Origin of the sequence: Gardnerella sp. DNF00983 (genome assembly GCF_049244265.1) — a bacterium.
Lineage (GTDB): Bacteria > Actinomycetota > Actinomycetes > Actinomycetales > Bifidobacteriaceae > Bifidobacterium > Bifidobacterium vaginale_J.
In genome coordinates this window covers 1237253-1253914 of sequence record NZ_CP058392.1, presented here as the reverse complement: position 1 = coordinate 1253914, position 16662 = coordinate 1237253, and the positions used below count along the sequence as shown (strand labels likewise).

11 protein-coding genes are annotated in these 16662 nt (G+C 43.9%); 6 read left to right on the top strand and 5 right to left on the bottom strand.

Going from position 1 to position 16662, the window contains the following annotated elements; all coding sequences use genetic code 11:
- The first annotated feature begins 103 nt into the window (after positions 1 to 103).
- The gene (locus HXT34_RS04780; RefSeq protein WP_004268639.1) at positions 104 to 193 is read left to right on the top strand and encodes a 30S ribosomal protein bS22; all 90 of its coding nucleotides are present in this window, start codon (positions 104 to 106) and stop codon (positions 191 to 193) included.
- A 137-nt stretch (positions 194 to 330) separates the two neighbouring features.
- On the opposite strand, the gene rpiA is transcribed toward HXT34_RS04780, so the two are convergent.
- The 4 genes from rpiA to HXT34_RS04760 all read right to left on the bottom strand — a co-directional run bounded on the left by rpiA (position 331) and on the right by HXT34_RS04760 (position 5637).
- Positions 331 to 1029, bottom strand: a complete 699-nt coding sequence (gene rpiA / locus HXT34_RS04775) for a ribose-5-phosphate isomerase RpiA (protein WP_415687252.1) — start codon at positions 1027 to 1029, stop codon at positions 331 to 333.
- A 145-nt stretch (positions 1030 to 1174) separates the two neighbouring features.
- The gene (locus HXT34_RS04770) at positions 1175 to 2308 is read right to left on the bottom strand and encodes a ribonuclease H family protein (protein ID WP_421784630.1); all 1134 of its coding nucleotides are present in this window, start codon (positions 2306 to 2308) and stop codon (positions 1175 to 1177) included.
- Between the two features lie 34 nt (positions 2309 to 2342).
- The gene (gene pgm / locus HXT34_RS04765; protein WP_004134346.1) at positions 2343 to 4016 is read right to left on the bottom strand and encodes a phosphoglucomutase (alpha-D-glucose-1,6-bisphosphate-dependent); all 1674 of its coding nucleotides are present in this window, start codon (positions 4014 to 4016) and stop codon (positions 2343 to 2345) included.
- A gap of 496 nt (positions 4017 to 4512) precedes the next feature.
- The gene (locus tag HXT34_RS04760) at positions 4513 to 5637 is read right to left on the bottom strand and encodes a diacylglycerol/lipid kinase family protein (RefSeq protein WP_421784628.1); all 1125 of its coding nucleotides are present in this window, start codon (positions 5635 to 5637) and stop codon (positions 4513 to 4515) included.
- Between the two features lie 280 nt (positions 5638 to 5917).
- Between HXT34_RS04760 and HXT34_RS04755 the strand changes: the two genes are divergently transcribed.
- The 5 genes from HXT34_RS04755 to HXT34_RS04735 all read left to right on the top strand — a co-directional run bounded on the left by HXT34_RS04755 (position 5918) and on the right by HXT34_RS04735 (position 15320).
- Positions 5918 to 7741, top strand: coding sequence for a L,D-transpeptidase (locus HXT34_RS04755; protein WP_421784626.1), 1824 nt, complete (start codon positions 5918 to 5920; stop codon positions 7739 to 7741).
- Positions 7738 to 9249, top strand: a complete 1512-nt coding sequence (locus HXT34_RS04750; RefSeq protein ID WP_421784624.1) for an App1 family protein — start codon at positions 7738 to 7740, stop codon at positions 9247 to 9249. Before HXT34_RS04755 ends, HXT34_RS04750 begins: the two co-directional genes overlap by 4 nt.
- Before the next feature lie 112 nt (positions 9250 to 9361).
- The gene (locus HXT34_RS04745; protein WP_421784622.1) at positions 9362 to 11866 is read left to right on the top strand and encodes a S9 family peptidase; all 2505 of its coding nucleotides are present in this window, start codon (positions 9362 to 9364) and stop codon (positions 11864 to 11866) included.
- A 363-nt stretch (positions 11867 to 12229) separates the two neighbouring features.
- A complete protein-coding gene (locus HXT34_RS04740; RefSeq protein ID WP_415683309.1) occupies positions 12230 to 12940 on the top strand; it encodes a Crp/Fnr family transcriptional regulator in 711 nt (236 codons plus the stop codon).
- A 58-nt stretch (positions 12941 to 12998) separates the two neighbouring features.
- On the top strand, positions 12999 to 15320 hold the full coding sequence (locus HXT34_RS04735; RefSeq protein ID WP_421784620.1) for a transglycosylase domain-containing protein: 2322 nt from the start codon (positions 12999 to 13001) through the stop codon (positions 15318 to 15320).
- A 166-nt stretch (positions 15321 to 15486) separates the two neighbouring features.
- Here the strand turns inward: HXT34_RS04735 and HXT34_RS04730 are convergent, their stop codons facing one another.
- Positions 15487 to 16641, bottom strand: a complete 1155-nt coding sequence (locus HXT34_RS04730; protein WP_415687919.1) for a quinone-dependent dihydroorotate dehydrogenase — start codon at positions 16639 to 16641, stop codon at positions 15487 to 15489.
- Positions 16642 to 16662 lie beyond the last annotated feature (21 nt).

The window sequence follows — 16662 nt, the reverse complement described above, 5'->3', positions numbered from 1 at the left end:
TTGTTGTAAAAAATGATGTTCTTTGTAATATCACTCCACAAAGTCGTTCAAACGGTGTAACATTAGGCGAGTTGCACACTTTACATAGGAATGGAGGCTTCAGATGGGTTCTGTCATCAAGAAGCGCCGCAAGCGGATGAGCAAGAAGAAGCACCGCAAACTGCTGCGTAAGACTCGTCACCAGCGCAAGTAATTTTCTTGCTATGCGTTGATGCGTGTCTGAACGTTTAGGCACGTAAGACTTTTTTGAAGCGTCGGTTTTTCCGGCGCTTTTTTGTATACAAAAAAGTAGAGCCCGCGTTTGCGGACTCTACTTTTATATTAGTTTCGCTACTTATTTGGGTTCGTAAGAGTGCGAGGACCGTTTGGATCGCCGACGATCACAGTGTCAACCATGTTCAAGAACAATCCGTGTTCCACAACGCCAACAGTCTCAATCAAATCCTTCGCCAACTCCTGTGGATGCTCAATGCGCTCCATGTGCAAATCAACCACAAAGTTGTTCTCATCGGTGCGCACTTCCTTGCCGTCTGCATCGAGACGCAAAACTGGCTTATATCCACGCTTTTCGAACTTACGAATCACCTGCGCGGAGCCAAATGGAATCACCTCAACAGGAAGTGGGAACTTGCCAATCGTGTCGACTACCTTGCTTGCGTCAACAATCCACACAATGCGGTCGGAATTAATAGCCACAATCTTTTCCCAAAGAAGAGCTGCGCCGCCGCCCTTAATTCCGTTGAAGTTCTTGTCAACTTCGTCAGAACCATCGATTGTAACGTCAATGTGATCCACTTCGTTAATGTCGAGAATCTTAATGCCGTAGCTTTCTGCCTGCTCTTGCGTGCGACGAGAAGTGGTGACTCCTGTGAAGCTCAAGCCTTCTTCCTTAACTCTGCGGCCAAGCTCGTCAACCAAGAAGCGCACTGTAGAGCCGGTGCCAAGACCAACCATCATTCCATTCTTTACAATCTTCGCGGCTTCAATGCCTGCTGCTTTTTTAAGCGCATCTTGTTGTGCTTTATCCATTATCCCTGCTTTCTTGTTTTTGTTATTCCCGAGTTCGCCGATGAACTTCCATCGCTATTTGCGGGAGAGGCTTTGTGCTTTTGTGCGCGCCTCATTTTCGTACATTTCCATATTAGTCTGCGTGCAGATTTTTAGTATGACTTTATCATTGATTTAGGTAGAAGGCGGTTGGGGATAAATGCAAGGTGCCGTCTGGTTCTACGTAGCCGCTTACGTTAATTGTGCCGGAAATAAAACGCGCCTCGCCGTTAAAACTTGGGCTTGTATTTGGTGGAGGAGTAAACTGCAGCACGCCAGAAACACTTAATCCTTGAACTGGTTTAGATGCAGTTTGCGTAACATTTTGCTCTGTTTTTGGAACTCCTTGAACAATAGTTACAGCGTCTTGCTGGTGTACATCTTGTTTATTTTCTATTGGTAGTGCATCTTTTTCGCTATTTTCTAACGTTTCACGCTTTGTTTCACGCGCTTGTTCACATGTTTCTTCTTGCTCTTGTTTAGACTTCGTTTCCCATGCTGCTTCTTGCGCTTGTTCGCGCACTGATTCATTTGTAGATTCAGTTAGATCACTAGCGTTTTTACTATTTTGTGCAGAAAAATCAGGATTAATATCTTCGCCAACTGTGCGTTCAAGATGATATTCTGCATTGGAAATTTTGCCATCTAAAAGCATTTTCGCATCACTTGGCACATTCGTACCTTTTGCATATTCAGAAGCAAGAAGCGACTTCCAGCCTTCTAAAGGCAAGTATCCGTCCTTCAAACCATTTCGGCAATCTTCCGCATATCCGCGTGCTAATGTATCAACTTTTTCGTTTCCTGCGTTTCCTGCGTGTCCCTTAACCCACACGAATTTTACGGCACCTTCGCGCTTAGTAATTTCCGCGTCGATTGCGCGAATCAGCTCGGAGTTTTTAACAGGCTCGTTTTTAGAGTTTTTCCAACCGTTCTTTTTCCATCCGTGAATCCACGTAGTTGCGCAGTTTATAGCGTATTGTGAATCACTTTCGATTGTGAGCGGCTCGCTTCCAGGATGTGCTCGTAAAGCTTCCAAAACAGCGCATAATTCGCCAATTTGATTTGTGCCATTAGTTGCGCCGCCAGCATCTGCATTGCCTGTGTGATAGTGTTCGTTAGAGCTACCAGACTCGTCAATGTGGTCTGCCCACGCCCAACCCATTGAACCGTTTGGGTTTCCGAGCGCGGAACCGTCTGTAGAAACAACAATCATGACAAAACCTTTCAAAAATGCGCCGGCTGCAGATTGCAACCAGCGCAATTAGTAGATTCTTTATTTACGCAAGATTATTACGTTACGCTAAAGCCTTGTCTACTACAGCAGTAGCTTCCTCAAGCACCTTGTCAAGTGCTTCTGGAGAAACGAAGGATTCTGCGTAAACCTTGTAAATATTCTCGGTACCAGATGGGCGAGCAGCGAACCAGTTGTTCTTAGTCGTCACCTTCAAGCCGCCAATCTTTGCGCCGTTTCCAGGAGCTTCCGTAAGCTTTGCGGTAATATCTTCGCCAGCAAGCTTGGTTGCTTCAACGTCGTCACCGCTCAAAGCTGCGAACTTCTGCTTTTGCTCAAGCGTGGTTGGGGTATCGACGCGCTTATACCAGCTTTCGCCAAAGCGAGCAACCTGATCCTGGTGAAGCTGAGCTGGGTTCTTGCCAGTCTTTGCAGTAATTTCCGCAGCGAGCAAATCAGGAATCAAACCATCCTTATCAGTGGTCCACACGCGACCATCCTTGCGCAAGAAGCTCATACCGGAGCTTTCCTCGCCGCCGAAAGCAACTTCGCCGCTAAAGAGTGGGTCAACGAACCACTTGAAGCCAACAGGAACTTCCACAAGCTTTGCGTTAATAGAAGCAGCCACGCGGTCGATCAAGGAAGAAGACACAAGCGTCTTGCCGATAGCAGTATTCTTTGGCCAATCCGGACGAGCGCCGCCGAACAAGTACTCCACGCACACTGCAATGTAGTGGTTCGGGTTCATAACGCCCCAGTTAGGGCACACAATACCGTGGCGGTCAGCATCTGGATCGGTGCCGCCAACCAAATCGTACTTATCCCAAGCGCCAGCGTTAAGCTGATCAACTAAGCCCTTCATTGCGTAAGGGGAGCTTGGATCCATACGAATCTTGCCATCGTGGTCAATAGTCATGAATCGCCAAGTTGGATCAACTTCTGGACGCACAACGCCAATGTTCAAGCCGTACTTTTCGTTCATAAGTGGCCAGTAGTTTACGCTTGCGCCGCCGAGTGGGTCAATTCCCAAACGCACGCCGCTGGAGCGAATCACATCGAAGTCAATTACATTAGCCAAATCGCTAACGTAGTGTTCGCGGTAATCGAAGCCTTCAACCAAGTCAGACTTGATTGCTTCCTCGAAAGGTACGCGCTTTACGGACTTGTAATTGTCGAGCAATTCGTTTGCGCGAGCTGCAATTGCGTTAGTTACATCTGCAGGTGCAGGGCCGCCTGTTACAGGATCGTACTTAAAACCACCGTCGGTTGGTGGGTTGTGCGAAGGAGTGACGACAATGCCATCAGCCAAGCCGTCGCCGCTAAAACGCTGAGTGCCGTCGGCTGCGCGATTATGCGTCAAAATAGCTTGAGAAACAACAGGAGTTGGCACGAAATCGCCGCGAGAATCCACGCGAACGTGAACTCCGTTAGCAACCAAAACCTCAATAGCGGTTTTTTGAGCAGGCTCAGAAAGAGCGTGCGTATCGCGACCAATATAAAGAGGACCAGTTACGCCAGCTTTTTTGCGATATTCAGCAATAGCTTGCGTAATTGCCACAATATGAGCTTCGTTAAACGAAGTTTTCAAAGCAGAACCACGGTGACCGGACGTGCCGAAAATCACTCGCTGCTCTGGAATGTTGGAATTTGGAACTTCATCATAGTAAGCGCCAACCAAAGCGTCGACGTCGACTAGATCTTCTGGGGTGGCGGGCATTCCCGCATTTTTTGCTACCATAACTTTTTATTTTGCCACGGTGCTTGTATTTTATATTTTCACACGCATTTTGGTTTCACATACGTTTGTATATTCGTGTTGTGGAGATTTGAGATTTTTTGCACTGATTGGATGCTTGTACGTTTATGAAGTTTTGCAGTTGCGCTCTGCAGACGCTGATTCCTGTTGATTAGCGAACACTAGCATCCGTGCTACTGCATGTGCCACTCCAGGCACTCCTACCGCACCACAGAAAACTAGCGGTTTTATTAGTAGTGGGAGATAGGAATTGCTTGGTCGAGCAATATAAAAGCGGAACGATAGTAATAATCTTGTTGACGAATACTATTTTTGAAAGAAAGTAACTAAAAAACTAAACTTAACTATACAACCTTTAAGTCCAAATAAGGTATAAGAGCGTAGCGCTGCGAGACAAGTAATTCCTATCTCACACAGCCACACAAGAAACCCGCCAGCAAAACACCAGCCCCAAAACTCGCGCCACACTAAATGTTACTTATTTGCTCACAGCAACGCTGGTTTTTACGCTTGTTGGTACTCTTACGCACAATGCTTGCTTGTCAACAGTGAAGCGCAAATGTTTCGTATAGCCCAAAATGTCGCCATCTACTTGCACTGGAGCAGATTTTTCTAATTGCACTTCTGCACTAAAACCTTGCGTTTGGTCAATTCTTGAGCCTGCAGAAAGCGAATCCTGCTGTAGCGCGCGCCCGGTTAGCGTTTGGTGTATTACTCCTCGGAACAAATTAGCCCAACCAATTAAACCGCCCGAAGTGTCAATAATCTCAAAATCAAGCACGCCATCGTCGTACGCTGCTTCTGGCATAAGCGAAAACATAGGAATCTGACCGCAATTTCCAGCCATAAGTGTGCGGAAAGACAATCCTTTTAGCACGCTTTCGTCGCCATTCGAACGCTGTAAGGTGACGGTTGCGCGATATTTTGGCATAAACAAATGCTTTACGCCAGAAACAAAATAAGCAAGCCAACTAATATTCTTTTTTAAGTTTGGATCAGTGTCGTCAATCATTAACGCGTCAAAACCAATGCCTGCAATAATTAAGAATGCGTGTCCATGATCTTCTTCTGTATTGTCGAGAATCGTTACGCGCCCAACGTCAACCTGCCTAGAGCCGTGAGAAGTTGCAACACGCAACGCAGCATCCACGTCGTTTACTGGAATTCCCATATTTCTAGCAAAAAGATTGCCAGTTCCAATAGGAATAATTCCCATCGCATGACCTTTACCGCTTACTGCGCTCGCAACAGTACGAACTGTGCCATCTCCGCCTACTGCTACTACTACGTTAGCTCCGTTTGAAAGCGCTTCTAAAGCGCATTCGCGCCCATCTTTATCTAATTGCGTATCAATAATTTCGTAGGTTAAATTGCGTTCTTCGCAATAATTTTTAATACTTTCGCGATACGATTCCGCTTGCGGTTTTGAAGGATTAAGTATGAATGCGTAATGCACTGAGTCGCCGTGTCGTTTAGCAAGTTTTTCTGCCAAATGATGACGTTTTAAAGCGCGTGAAACAATCATGATGACGAATGGCGCGAGTACAAGCGCGAATACAACCATCATAAGAGCAATAGTCGCTTGAATAGGCATAGTTGGCATACCTCCTATTCTTGCACATTATTTTTTCTACAATACTAAATTTTTCGGCATATTGCGAATATTTACGTTTTTTACACATTTGTATATTATTTATTGTTTTTTATAAATATTGTTTTGATTGCTTTCGCGCATTTTTCGTGCGCATTTTATAGCCATTTATATATCCGGTTATTTAGCCATTTATGCTCCTATGCATCGCTAATACTAATTTCGTGCGTCGCTAGTGATAAACTATTCAAACGTGTCTGTCGCATACAATTATTGAGCAGAGGTTTTGAATATGGCTGAATTACAGCAAAATTTTGAGGGAGATGAATCCTTCAATATTACATCTAGTAATATGCCTGATGATGCTAGTGACGATACTGTTGCTTTTATGCAGGTTCCTCAAAGTCATGCAGAAGATCAAATGGTTGATGATTCTGATAATTCTGTTAATTATGAGGGAACTCTTGCCGATAATTTAGGCGAAGTCGCAGATGAAGAAGACACTTCTAGAGATATTGTTGACGATATTGTTGACGATATTGCTGGAAACAAGAAGAATATGTTTGGTAATAAAAATGCATATGGCGTGTATGAAAATGCAACTCCTGCCGACTCAACTGCAACTGATTCATTTAGAGTAGTGGAGCCGAAAGCAAAGAAGCATCGTGCGAACCGTTCCGCATTGGCGTTAATGTATTCGCTTCTTATTTTTGTTATTTTGTTAGCTGCAGCATTTTTTGCACTTCATTTGTATTTCAACAACCGAGTTGCTCCAGGTGTTGATTTTGGTGATGCTTCTATTACGCGTAATCTCACTGGATATCAGGAAGATGCTATAAGCAAAACTGTTCAGAATGCTGTAGAAAATAGCAAATTAGAAATTAGTGATGATCAAGGCAATAGTATTGATGCAGATTTGAGCCAGCTTGGTGTCAAGATTGATAAGAATGCAACTGTAAAAGCTATTATGAATGCTAAGCGAGATAATTTATTTACTCGCATTATGCCTTGGGTTCATCAAACTGTGAGCTTGAAAGCTGAGCGCGATGATTCCGCTTTGGATTCGTACTTATTGCATAAGTTTATTCGTGAAAGTGATCGCGCTGTGCCTTATAGCGCAGTTTTCGACAAGGATTCTGAATCTTTCAAAGTAGAAGATGGCGTACCTGGTCGCACTATAGAAACTATGTCTGTCCGCGAAGCAGTAAAAAAGTTAATTGCTCACCCTGGTAAAACAGTAAAAGTTTCTGTTACATCTCGACGCACTGATGCTCCTATTAAGCTTGATGCAGCGCAAAAATTTGTAAACGATTTAAATAAACTTCTTGAGAAAAAAGTCACGTTTAATAACGGCGACGGCAAAGATTTTACTGTTCCAAAAGAAGCGATTGCGTCTTGGATTAGTGTAAACGCAGATACGACTCGCCGTAAGCTTTCTTACACAATTGATGCAGATAAAGCAGATTATTATTTGTCTCAAGTTCTTCCAAAAGAGCTTAATCAGCAAAAAATTAATCAGGAAGATGCAATCGATAAAGAAGGTAAGTTTATTTTCACAACGCTTAAAGGTTCTAACGGTGTTGAAATTAACTATTCCAATAATGTTGCGAAAAAGGCTGTAGAATCTTTGCGAAATGGCAATGATTTCAAGATGGCTGTTCCTGCAAAAGTCACTAAGTTCACAGTTGAGAAGAAGCTTGTTGAAATGCGAATTGTTGTTGACAAAACAACTCAAATGGCTTCTGTATATAGGAATGATGAGCTTGTAAAAACATTCCCTGTTTGCACAGGTAAGCGCGGTGCTGATGATTCAGCTTCTGGCACATTCTTTATTTACTTGCGTTATGCTTCACAAGATATGCGCGGTAGGAACGGCGATGGCTCTCCTTACTTCTCTCCTGGAGTGCGTTGGGTTAGCTATTACCATGGTGGAGAAGGCTTCCACACTGCTTCTTGGAATTATAAGGGTATTGCAACTGGCGATGCTGCAAATCATGGCTCTCATGGTTGCATAAACATGTATGAGCAGGATGCTCACTGGATTTTTGACAATTGCCCACGCGGCACTATTGTGCAAATTGTTGGCACGACTCCGGATGGTCCGGTGCGCGAATGAGCGAATCTGTGGGTAACTCACTTAACAAAGATGAACGCGCTGAAGAACTTTCACTTTCTGCGCGTTCTAATCTTGAGTGTGTGCAAAGCCCACAATCTGTTCCGAAATTAGCTGCGTCTAGACGAATTAGCAGCGCGCCAATTCCTGTGCATGTTACTGCGACATTGTTTGACGCTCCTTCTAAAGCTGAGCGTATTGACAATAAGCCATTGCTTGTGCGTTTTGGTCGCAAAATTGTTACGTCTATTTTCGGCACGTGGATGCGTCTTGCTGGTCGTGTTGCTCGTCGTTTTGGCTGGTTTCCAAGTGTTGAGCCATATATTGGGTATGGAACGCATAGATATGCTCGATTGATTTGCAGGACTGTGTATGCTCCAAAGCTTGGTCATCATTCTGCTCTAAAACGCGGAATTTACGCTATGCTTGTTGTTCCTGCTGTGCGCGTGCGCGTTGCTTTGTCTATTGACGGTATTTCTGTAGAAACGGCTCAAATTGGCGATTCTGAAATATACGATAAGCCTGAAGGTTCGCGCGATGGCAGTGCAGAGTATTGTATTTCTGACCGTGCAGGATATTTAGATTTAATTACAGAGCGCGCTTTAGAGCCTGGTCGTCACGTTGTTTCGTATTCTGTTAGTGACCGTGAGCCTGTAAAAGCGAGTTTGTTTGCTATTGACGCAAATGTTCCTATTGGTGTTATTTCGGATGTTGACGACACTATTATGGTTACTCAAGCGCCTTCACCAATTCGCGCTGCTTATAATTTGCTTATTATGAATCCTGCTCATCGTTCGCCAGTTGCTGGAATGTCTGAGTTTTTCCAGTCTTTAGAGCGTTTACGTGACGATATTCCATTTTTCTATCTTTCTACTTCTCCGTGGAATGTTGAGGCTTCAATTCGTCACTTTATTGATCGCGAAAAGTTTCCTGAGGGTCCTCTCTTGCTTCGCGATTTGGATCCGCGCCCTAAAACTTTTATTCCAAACGGACCGCAACATAAATTAGAATTTGCAACTCAGCTTATGGATGATTTTCCTGGTATGCGTTTTGTGCTTATTGGCGACGATGGTCAAAAGGATCCTTTAACGTATGCGAATATTATTCGTAAGCATCCAGGTCGCGTGCTTGCAGTAGGTATTAGGCAATTGTGCAAGAGTGCCACTGTTGAGGATTTCCGTCGTAAATTATCTCGTGATTTTGCTGTTGCTTTAAGTACGTCTAAGCGTGCGTATGTTTTTTCGGATGCTTTTGATAGTGCGTGCGAAGATGCGCAAGAAATTCCTACTATGGCGATTGAAAAATTAAATAATGCTAGCGAGTTTTCTAGTGATATTGATGACTTGGATGGTTTGCATGGTTTTGATGATTTGGATGATACTCAAATGCGCATAATTGAAGCAGAAGGTGCTGCTGGTACTTTGCAAGGCGTGCCATTTTTTGCAGCTCCGCAAGGCAAAGATTTAGCTAAAGTAATGCTTCCGTTTATAGAGGAAGCGATTGCGAAATAGCATAAGATAATTGCAAAATAATTTTGTAATATTAAAGAATTGCAGAAAATATTTCGTTACTAATATATAAAAGCTGAAGAAAATACGTAATGAAAATAAAAGAGGTGTAGCTATGAATAATCAAGATTTCGCAAAGCCAAAAGCAGCAGAACGCATACCGTCGGCACGTGAATTTCATGGCGACACTTATATAGACGAATATGCTTGGATGAAAGATCGCAACAATCCTAAGCTTATGGAATACGTCAATAGTCAAAACGCTTATACTGAACAACGTGTAAAGCACTTAGAAAACTTGCGTTCTACATTATTTGACGAGTTGCGCTCAAGAGTTCAAGAAACAGACATGTCTGTTCCTGTGCGCATGAATAATTACTGGTATTACGTGCGCACTGAAAAAGGCAAACAATACGCTGTGCAATGCCGTATGAAAGTCGAAAATAGTGACGATTGGAATCCGCCAACTATCGACAATTCTGCAAAACCTGGCACAACTGATGGTGAAGAAATTTTATTTGATGCAAACCTTGAATCTGAGCGCTCTGGTGGCAAATTCTTTAAAGTCGGTGGAATGGATTTAAGCGCCGACGGTTTGCGAATGCTGTACGGTGTTGACACTCAAGGCGATGAACGCTTTAACTATTTTATTCGTGACTTTTCTACAAAAACATGTTCTTGGTCGCAGTTGGAGGAATCGTGGGAAAATCTTGCTTCTGCTTCACTTTCTCCAGACGGAAAATGGGTGTTTTATGTAAAGCTTGATGACGCTTGGCGTCCTTATCAAGTTTGGAGGCATAAGGTCGGCACTGAAGTTTCCAGCGATGTAAAAGTTTTTGAAGAAATTGACGAGCGATTTTTTGTTGACGTGTATGAAAGTTTTGACGAACGATACATGATGATCAGCAGTAGTTCAAAGACTACGTCGCGCGTGCTTATGCTTCCTTTGAGCAATCCTGAAGGTGAATTCCGCATGGTTATTGAGCCTGTTGAGGGAGTGGAATACGATATTTCTTTCGCTTGCTTTGAGAATGCTGGCGAAAATGGTGAAGATATTCCAATTGCGATTGTGTGTCATAACGCTAAAAATCCTAATTTTGAAATTGACATTATTGACATGAGAGGAAATTCCGGCAAGTTTGATGAGCATGTAACGTACAAGCTTTCGGATGGAGTATGTATTGCTTCGGGTTCTCCTTATGGTTGCGAGCAGGGAGATGCTTGGCAAAAAGGTGCCGGAAGTGAGCCTATTACAAAGCCTTATAATTCGCCTCAAAATCCTGAAATATTGCAAAATGCAGTTGGATTGAGCATAAGCGGATTGTCAATGTACAAAAATTATGTGGCACTGGCTTACCGTTCTCAAGGTTTGCCGCATTTGGCTGTAATGAGCAAAAAGCGCGCTGTTGAAGATTTTTTGCAAGCAAAACCGTGGCGTTTTTGCGAAGTGCGACCGCTTTCTTCTAAGCTTGCGAATCAATTTACGGATCGACTTGCGGATCAACTCACGGATCAACTCACGGATCAACTCACGGATCAACTTGCGGATCAACTTGCGGATCAAGCGCAAACCGAATCACGCGCTGCGCTCGCAAATATTTCACAAGAAGAAATCAACAATAATCGCTTATTTAGTATTTCTATGACTGGAAATCCTTCGTACGAAGCTCCGCATATGCGTTACGCTTTTGGCAGTTACGCAACTTTAGGTCAACTTCGCGAGTTGGATCCTTTAACAGGCGAAGATGTGTTGCTAAAGCAAGGTAAAATTTTAGGCGAATTTGATGAGCACAATTATGCTGAAAAGCGCGTTTGGATTACTGCTCGAGATGGTGAGCGTGTGCCAGTGTCTCTTGTGTGGCGTCCGGATAAAATTTCTAAAACTGACTCAATGTTTATTACTGGCTATGGAGCGTATGAAATTAGTTCAGACCCTACTTTTTCTGTCGGTCGCTTGAGTTTGCTGGATCGTGGCGTGTTGTATGCGCAAGTGCATGTGCGAGGCGGCGGCGAAATGGGTCGCGCGTGGTATGAGCAGGGTAGGCGCGTTAATAAAAAGCATACTTTTGAAGATTTTGTTGATGCCACGCGTGCTTTGCAAAAAGCTGGTTTTGCTTCAGCTTGCCATACTGTTGCAAACGGTGGTTCAGCAGGAGGCTTGCTTATGGGCGCTATAGCAAATATGGCTCCGGAATGTTATGCAGGAATTGAAGCAGACGTGCCTTTTGTAGATGCTCTTACGTCTATGCTCGACTCTTCTTTGCCGCTTACTGTAACAGAGTGGGATGAGTGGGGAAATCCGCTCGATGATCCTGAAGCTTACGCTTATATGAAATCGTATACTCCTTACGAAAATGTGCCTTGCGCAAAAACGGAAGAGGGCCGCAAAAAGTTAGCTGATTTTCCGAAAATCTTAATCACGTCCTCTATTCACGACACGCGCGTGCTTGTTACGGAACCTTTGAAATGGCTCGCTAAATTGCAAGCTTCTGGTGTTGACGCAATTGCTCGTATTGAAACTGACGGCGGTCACGGTGGCACTTCTGGCAGATACAGGCAATGGCAGGAGTTAGCTTATGAAAATGCGTGGTGCTTGCATGTTATGGGCGTAAATAGTTAGTGGAATCGGCAGAAACTTTACGCTCGTGTAAAGTTTTGGTCGTTTGCGCGCCAAAAAGCGGCAGAAACTTTACAGTCGTGCGCAGTTTATGCCGCCTGTGCGTCTTAATTCGGCAGAAACTTTACGCTCGTGTAAAGTTTTGGTCGTATTCCGCTTTAAAAGCGGCAGAAATTTTACGCGACTGTAAAGTAAATGTCGTTTCCTCGCCTTTCGTGATATCATAGGTCAAGTGATGTGCGTTTTTCGTATGCGTCTTTCACTTGCGTCTTTCACTTGCGTTTTTCGCTTGCGTTTGCGCTCATCCACATACAGGTAGTTCAATGGAGATATCTACTTATTGCTTAATGAAGGGGTAGAGCAGCAATGACAACACTCAGCGTTGACAGCGATGAATTTTCACTGCAACATACCGCATTGTTTAAGCAAGTTCCAGCTGATCAAGTAAAAGAATTGATGCAGTATTTGCAAGAATCGACATTTAAAAAAGGTTCGGCAATTTTTAATGAAGGCGATACTGACCATCGAATGTACTTGCTTGAGCGTGGAAGAGTTAAATTAGTTCGTCATTCAAACGACAATCGTGTGCAATTGCTAAGTATTCACACTCCTGGCGAAATTCTAGGCGAAATTCCAGTTTTTGATCCTAGCGGCGGTCCTCGTACAGCTTCAGCAATATCTATTACAAACAACACTAGAGTTTTATGGCTAGAAAATGACGTGTTATTCAATTGGCTAAACAATCACCCTAGTGTTGCAGTAGATATGCTTCAAGTGCTTGCAGCGCGCATGAGAGCAAATAATGAGCGAATTTCCGACTTAGTTTTTATGGATGTTCCTGCTCGTTTAGCAAAGACTTTGCTGAATTTAGCTTCGAGATTTGGCGAGCCTATGAGCGACGGCTTGCTTGTGCCGCATGATTTGACGCAAGAAGAGCTTGCGCAACTTGTTGGCTCTTCGCGCGAAACAGTTAACAAAGCACTTATGGATTTTGCAAACAGAGGCTGGATTATGCGCCAAGGCAGGTCAATTATTATTTATAAGCCTGGCATGCTTATCCGTCGAGCTGAGCGTTAAAGCGCGAATGTTTATTATCTCGGTTTCCAAGTAGAGGCAAACCTTTAGAATAGTACGCATGCCGAAAAAGAATTCACTGACTGTTCGCCGTGTGCTAGCGCTGTTCCTTACCTACATCACTTTGTGTGTTGCAGGAGGTGTTGCAACAAGTATTATGTTTGTTCCTGGCGTAATGAGCGTGAATAGCATAGTGAAAACAGTAGTGCCTTCACTTCGCGTTGATGGCATCGATTTTGACGTAACTGCTTTGCCGCAAAAATCGCGACTTTACGCTTCTGATGGCAAAACTATTATTGCAACTTTTTATGCTCAAAACCGCACTGTAGTGCCGCTCCGACGCATATCGCAATATATGCAGCGAGCAATGGTTGCTCGTGAAGACCGTCGATTCTTTGAGCATTCCGGCGTAGATATGCAAGGTGTTATTCGCGCATTCGTGCAAACATTCGTTAAAAAGGGAGATATGCAAGGTGGCTCTTCCTTAACTCAGCAATATGTAAAAAATGTGCTTATGATTAAAGCTCACGAAAATAACGATCCTTTAGCTGAGTACCACGCTTCTGAAGGCACTATTGCTCGTAAATTGCGCGAAATGCTTATTGCAATTCAAATGGAGAAAAAATACTCCAAACTTGAGATTTTGCAGGGATATTTAAATATTGCGCAGTTCGGTAGCAATAATATTTACGGCGTAGAAACTGCAGCTCACCGCTACTTCAATACGAGCGCTGCAAAACTTAATCTTGTTCAATCGGCAACTATTGCTGCAATTACAAAGAATCCTTCGCATTACGATCCTTCTATTGAAGCGAATCAGCCTGAAGCGCAAAAGCAGCGCAATATTGTTCTTGATTTAATGCTTCGCCAAGGTTTTATTACTAAGAGCGAGCATGATTCTGCTGCTGCTATTCCTCTTAAAAGCACTCTTAACATACAGAGGGAAGTTTCCAAGATTGGTTGCCAAGCTGCAGGTGATGCAGCATTCTTCTGCGATTACGTGACGAAGAAAATTTTGCACTCTCGCGAGTTTGGTAAAACTGCTGTTGCGCGCGAAAAGTTGCTTACTGAGGGTGGTCTTGATATTTACACAACTATGGATTTGCGTGCTAGCAAGGCTGCTATGAAAGCTGCTAGGGATACGATTCCTGTAAACGATAAGAGCGGTTTTGAAGTTTCAATTGCGGCAATTAAGCCTGGAACTGGTGAAGTTTTGGCGTTTGGTAGCAATCGTATTTATGATGCTACGGATGCTGCAAAATCAGATCCTACGCATACGGCTTTGAACTATGCTGTAGATGAGCGCGATGGTGGCGGTCTTGGTTGGCAGATTGGTTCTACGTGGAAGCCAATTAATATGGTTGCGTGGATGCTTGCTGGAAAGTCAATTAATCAGCCTCTTCGCACTTCTATGCTTTATAACAATGCTGATTTTAATTGCAGCAAATTCCGCGGAGTTGGTAGTTGGTCGGTTCAAAACTCCGGCGGTGGCACTGTTAACCCAGAAACGCCTTTGCAAGGTCTTGTTCGTTCTCACAATACTACGCAGGCGTCTATGGCTCAGCAAATTAAGCTGTGTTCTATTGCAGACGCGGCTAAAATTCTTGGATACCATAATTCGCCTCTTGGTCAGGAAAGTGTGTATTCTGCTAATTCTTTGAACCCGCCTATGACGATTGGTTCTGTGCAAGCTTCGCCTTTAACTGTGGCTAATGTGTATGCAACTCTTGGCGCTGATGGCGTGGCATGTGATCCTATTGCTATTAAGCGAGTTGTTGACAAAAACGGTAAGCGTTTGAAAGTTCCTAGTGCACATTGCCATCAAGCAATTCCAAAGGGAATCGCTCAAACTGCTGCTTATGCTCTGAATCAGGGTGTTGTGCAACCTGGCGGCGAGGCTTCAACTACACAACTTGATGGCGGTCGCAAGACTTTCGCAAAAACTGGTACTAACGAGCAGTACTACATGACTACAGCTGGTTTTGTGCCTTATCAAGTTGCTTCGTTTGTGGCAGTTGGTAACGCTGAATCGCAAAAAAGCTTTAATGGCATGACTATTAACGGTCGCACAATGGCAGCTTGGTACGGTATGTATATTGCAACGCCAGCGTGGAAGCAGTTTATGAACGACTATTTGAAGGCTGCTAACATTCCTGTTGACAACGATTACGGCAAGCCTGATCCAAAGTACACTGCCGGCGGAACTCTGCCTGGTATGCCTAAAACTACTGTTAAAACTGATCAGCAAAAGCGAGATGAAGACGCTAGAAAGCAGGCAGCGCAAGAACAGCAGGAAGAAGCTAAGAAGCAAAAGAACACGCAAGATCAGTACGGCACTGCTCGTCGCGACGACTATAGCAATTCGGGAACTGATAATTATTAAACTGCATTTGTTAAACTGCATTTGTCAACTCGTAATTGCTAGTTAACTTGCTAAATACTAAGTTGTTTTGTGCTGTTCCTACAAATAGACCCTTACTTATGCTACTTGATTGTGAGCAAAGTAAGGGTCATTTTTAGTGCAAATACGCACTGTGCAAATACGCACGCTAGTTCAAATCAGCACCTACCGCATCTGCAACATGCTCAAAGCCGTCGCGTTTCAAAAGATCCGCAAGTCCGCGTTTCAGCGTCGTGATTTGCTGCGGTCCTCTGTACATAAGTGACGTAATAAACATAACCAAGTCAGCGCCTGAGCGAATCTTCTCATATGCTTGCTTTGGCGTAAATACTCCGCCAATACCTGCAATAGCAAAGCGTTCACCAAAAGCTTTGCGCGTGCGTCGAATAAGATCGTTGCTTGCGCTGTAGGTAGGACCTCCGGAAAGCGCTCCTTGCCAATCTTGCGGAACGTCAAGTCCTGCGCGATTCTTTTGCAAGTTCGCAATACTTACTCCGTCAACTTTATGTTCTGCAAGTACGTCAAGCAAAGACTTGAACTGTTCCCAACCACCGTGCAAATTAAGCGGCATCTTAACTAATGTTGGCTGAGGTCGCTTAATAGTGTCAAGATCGGTGAATAATTTGTCAAGCGCTTCCGGCTGACTAAACGGTTCGCCAACGCGCGTGTTCGGGCATGAAATATTTACTTCGATTATTGAGCTTCTTCCTGCTGCGCGTTCCATGGAAATATGGTAGTCTTCAATTCCTTCTTCCAAGTCGCCAACTAAGTCGTCGTTTGTGCGCGCAATAGAAATAGACATATTCATAGACTTTGCGTGAGTCCAAGCTTTTTCGGCTCGTGCAATAACGGCTTCGCTGCCATCGTTTGCTAGTCCTGCGTGCACAAGAATTGAGTCATATTCTGGAAGGCGATGATACCAAGGTTTTTGATTTCCTTCGCATGGTCGGCTTGTAGTAGAGCCAACTGTTTCAAAACCAAAGCCTGCGTTGTCTAGTACGGTTGCCATTTGGCAGTTTTTATCTAGTCCCGCGCTTAAGCCAAACGGGTTCGCAAAATCCACACCCATAACGTTAGTTTCTAGCACTGGGTCTGTGTAGTTAAGCATTTCGCGAAGAAGCCACATTAATCCAGGAGTGCGCTCGCTAAATTTGCAAAAATTAATCATGCGATCATGCGCTTCGTCTGGAGGAATGTTAAAAACAAAATGCGGTTTAATAATGTGTTTGTATGAGAATGTAAAAAGGTCGGTCGTTGCTTTATTGACGACATTGTGCAATGAATGTTCAGAAACGTAGTACATATTTATATAGTAGAGCATTAT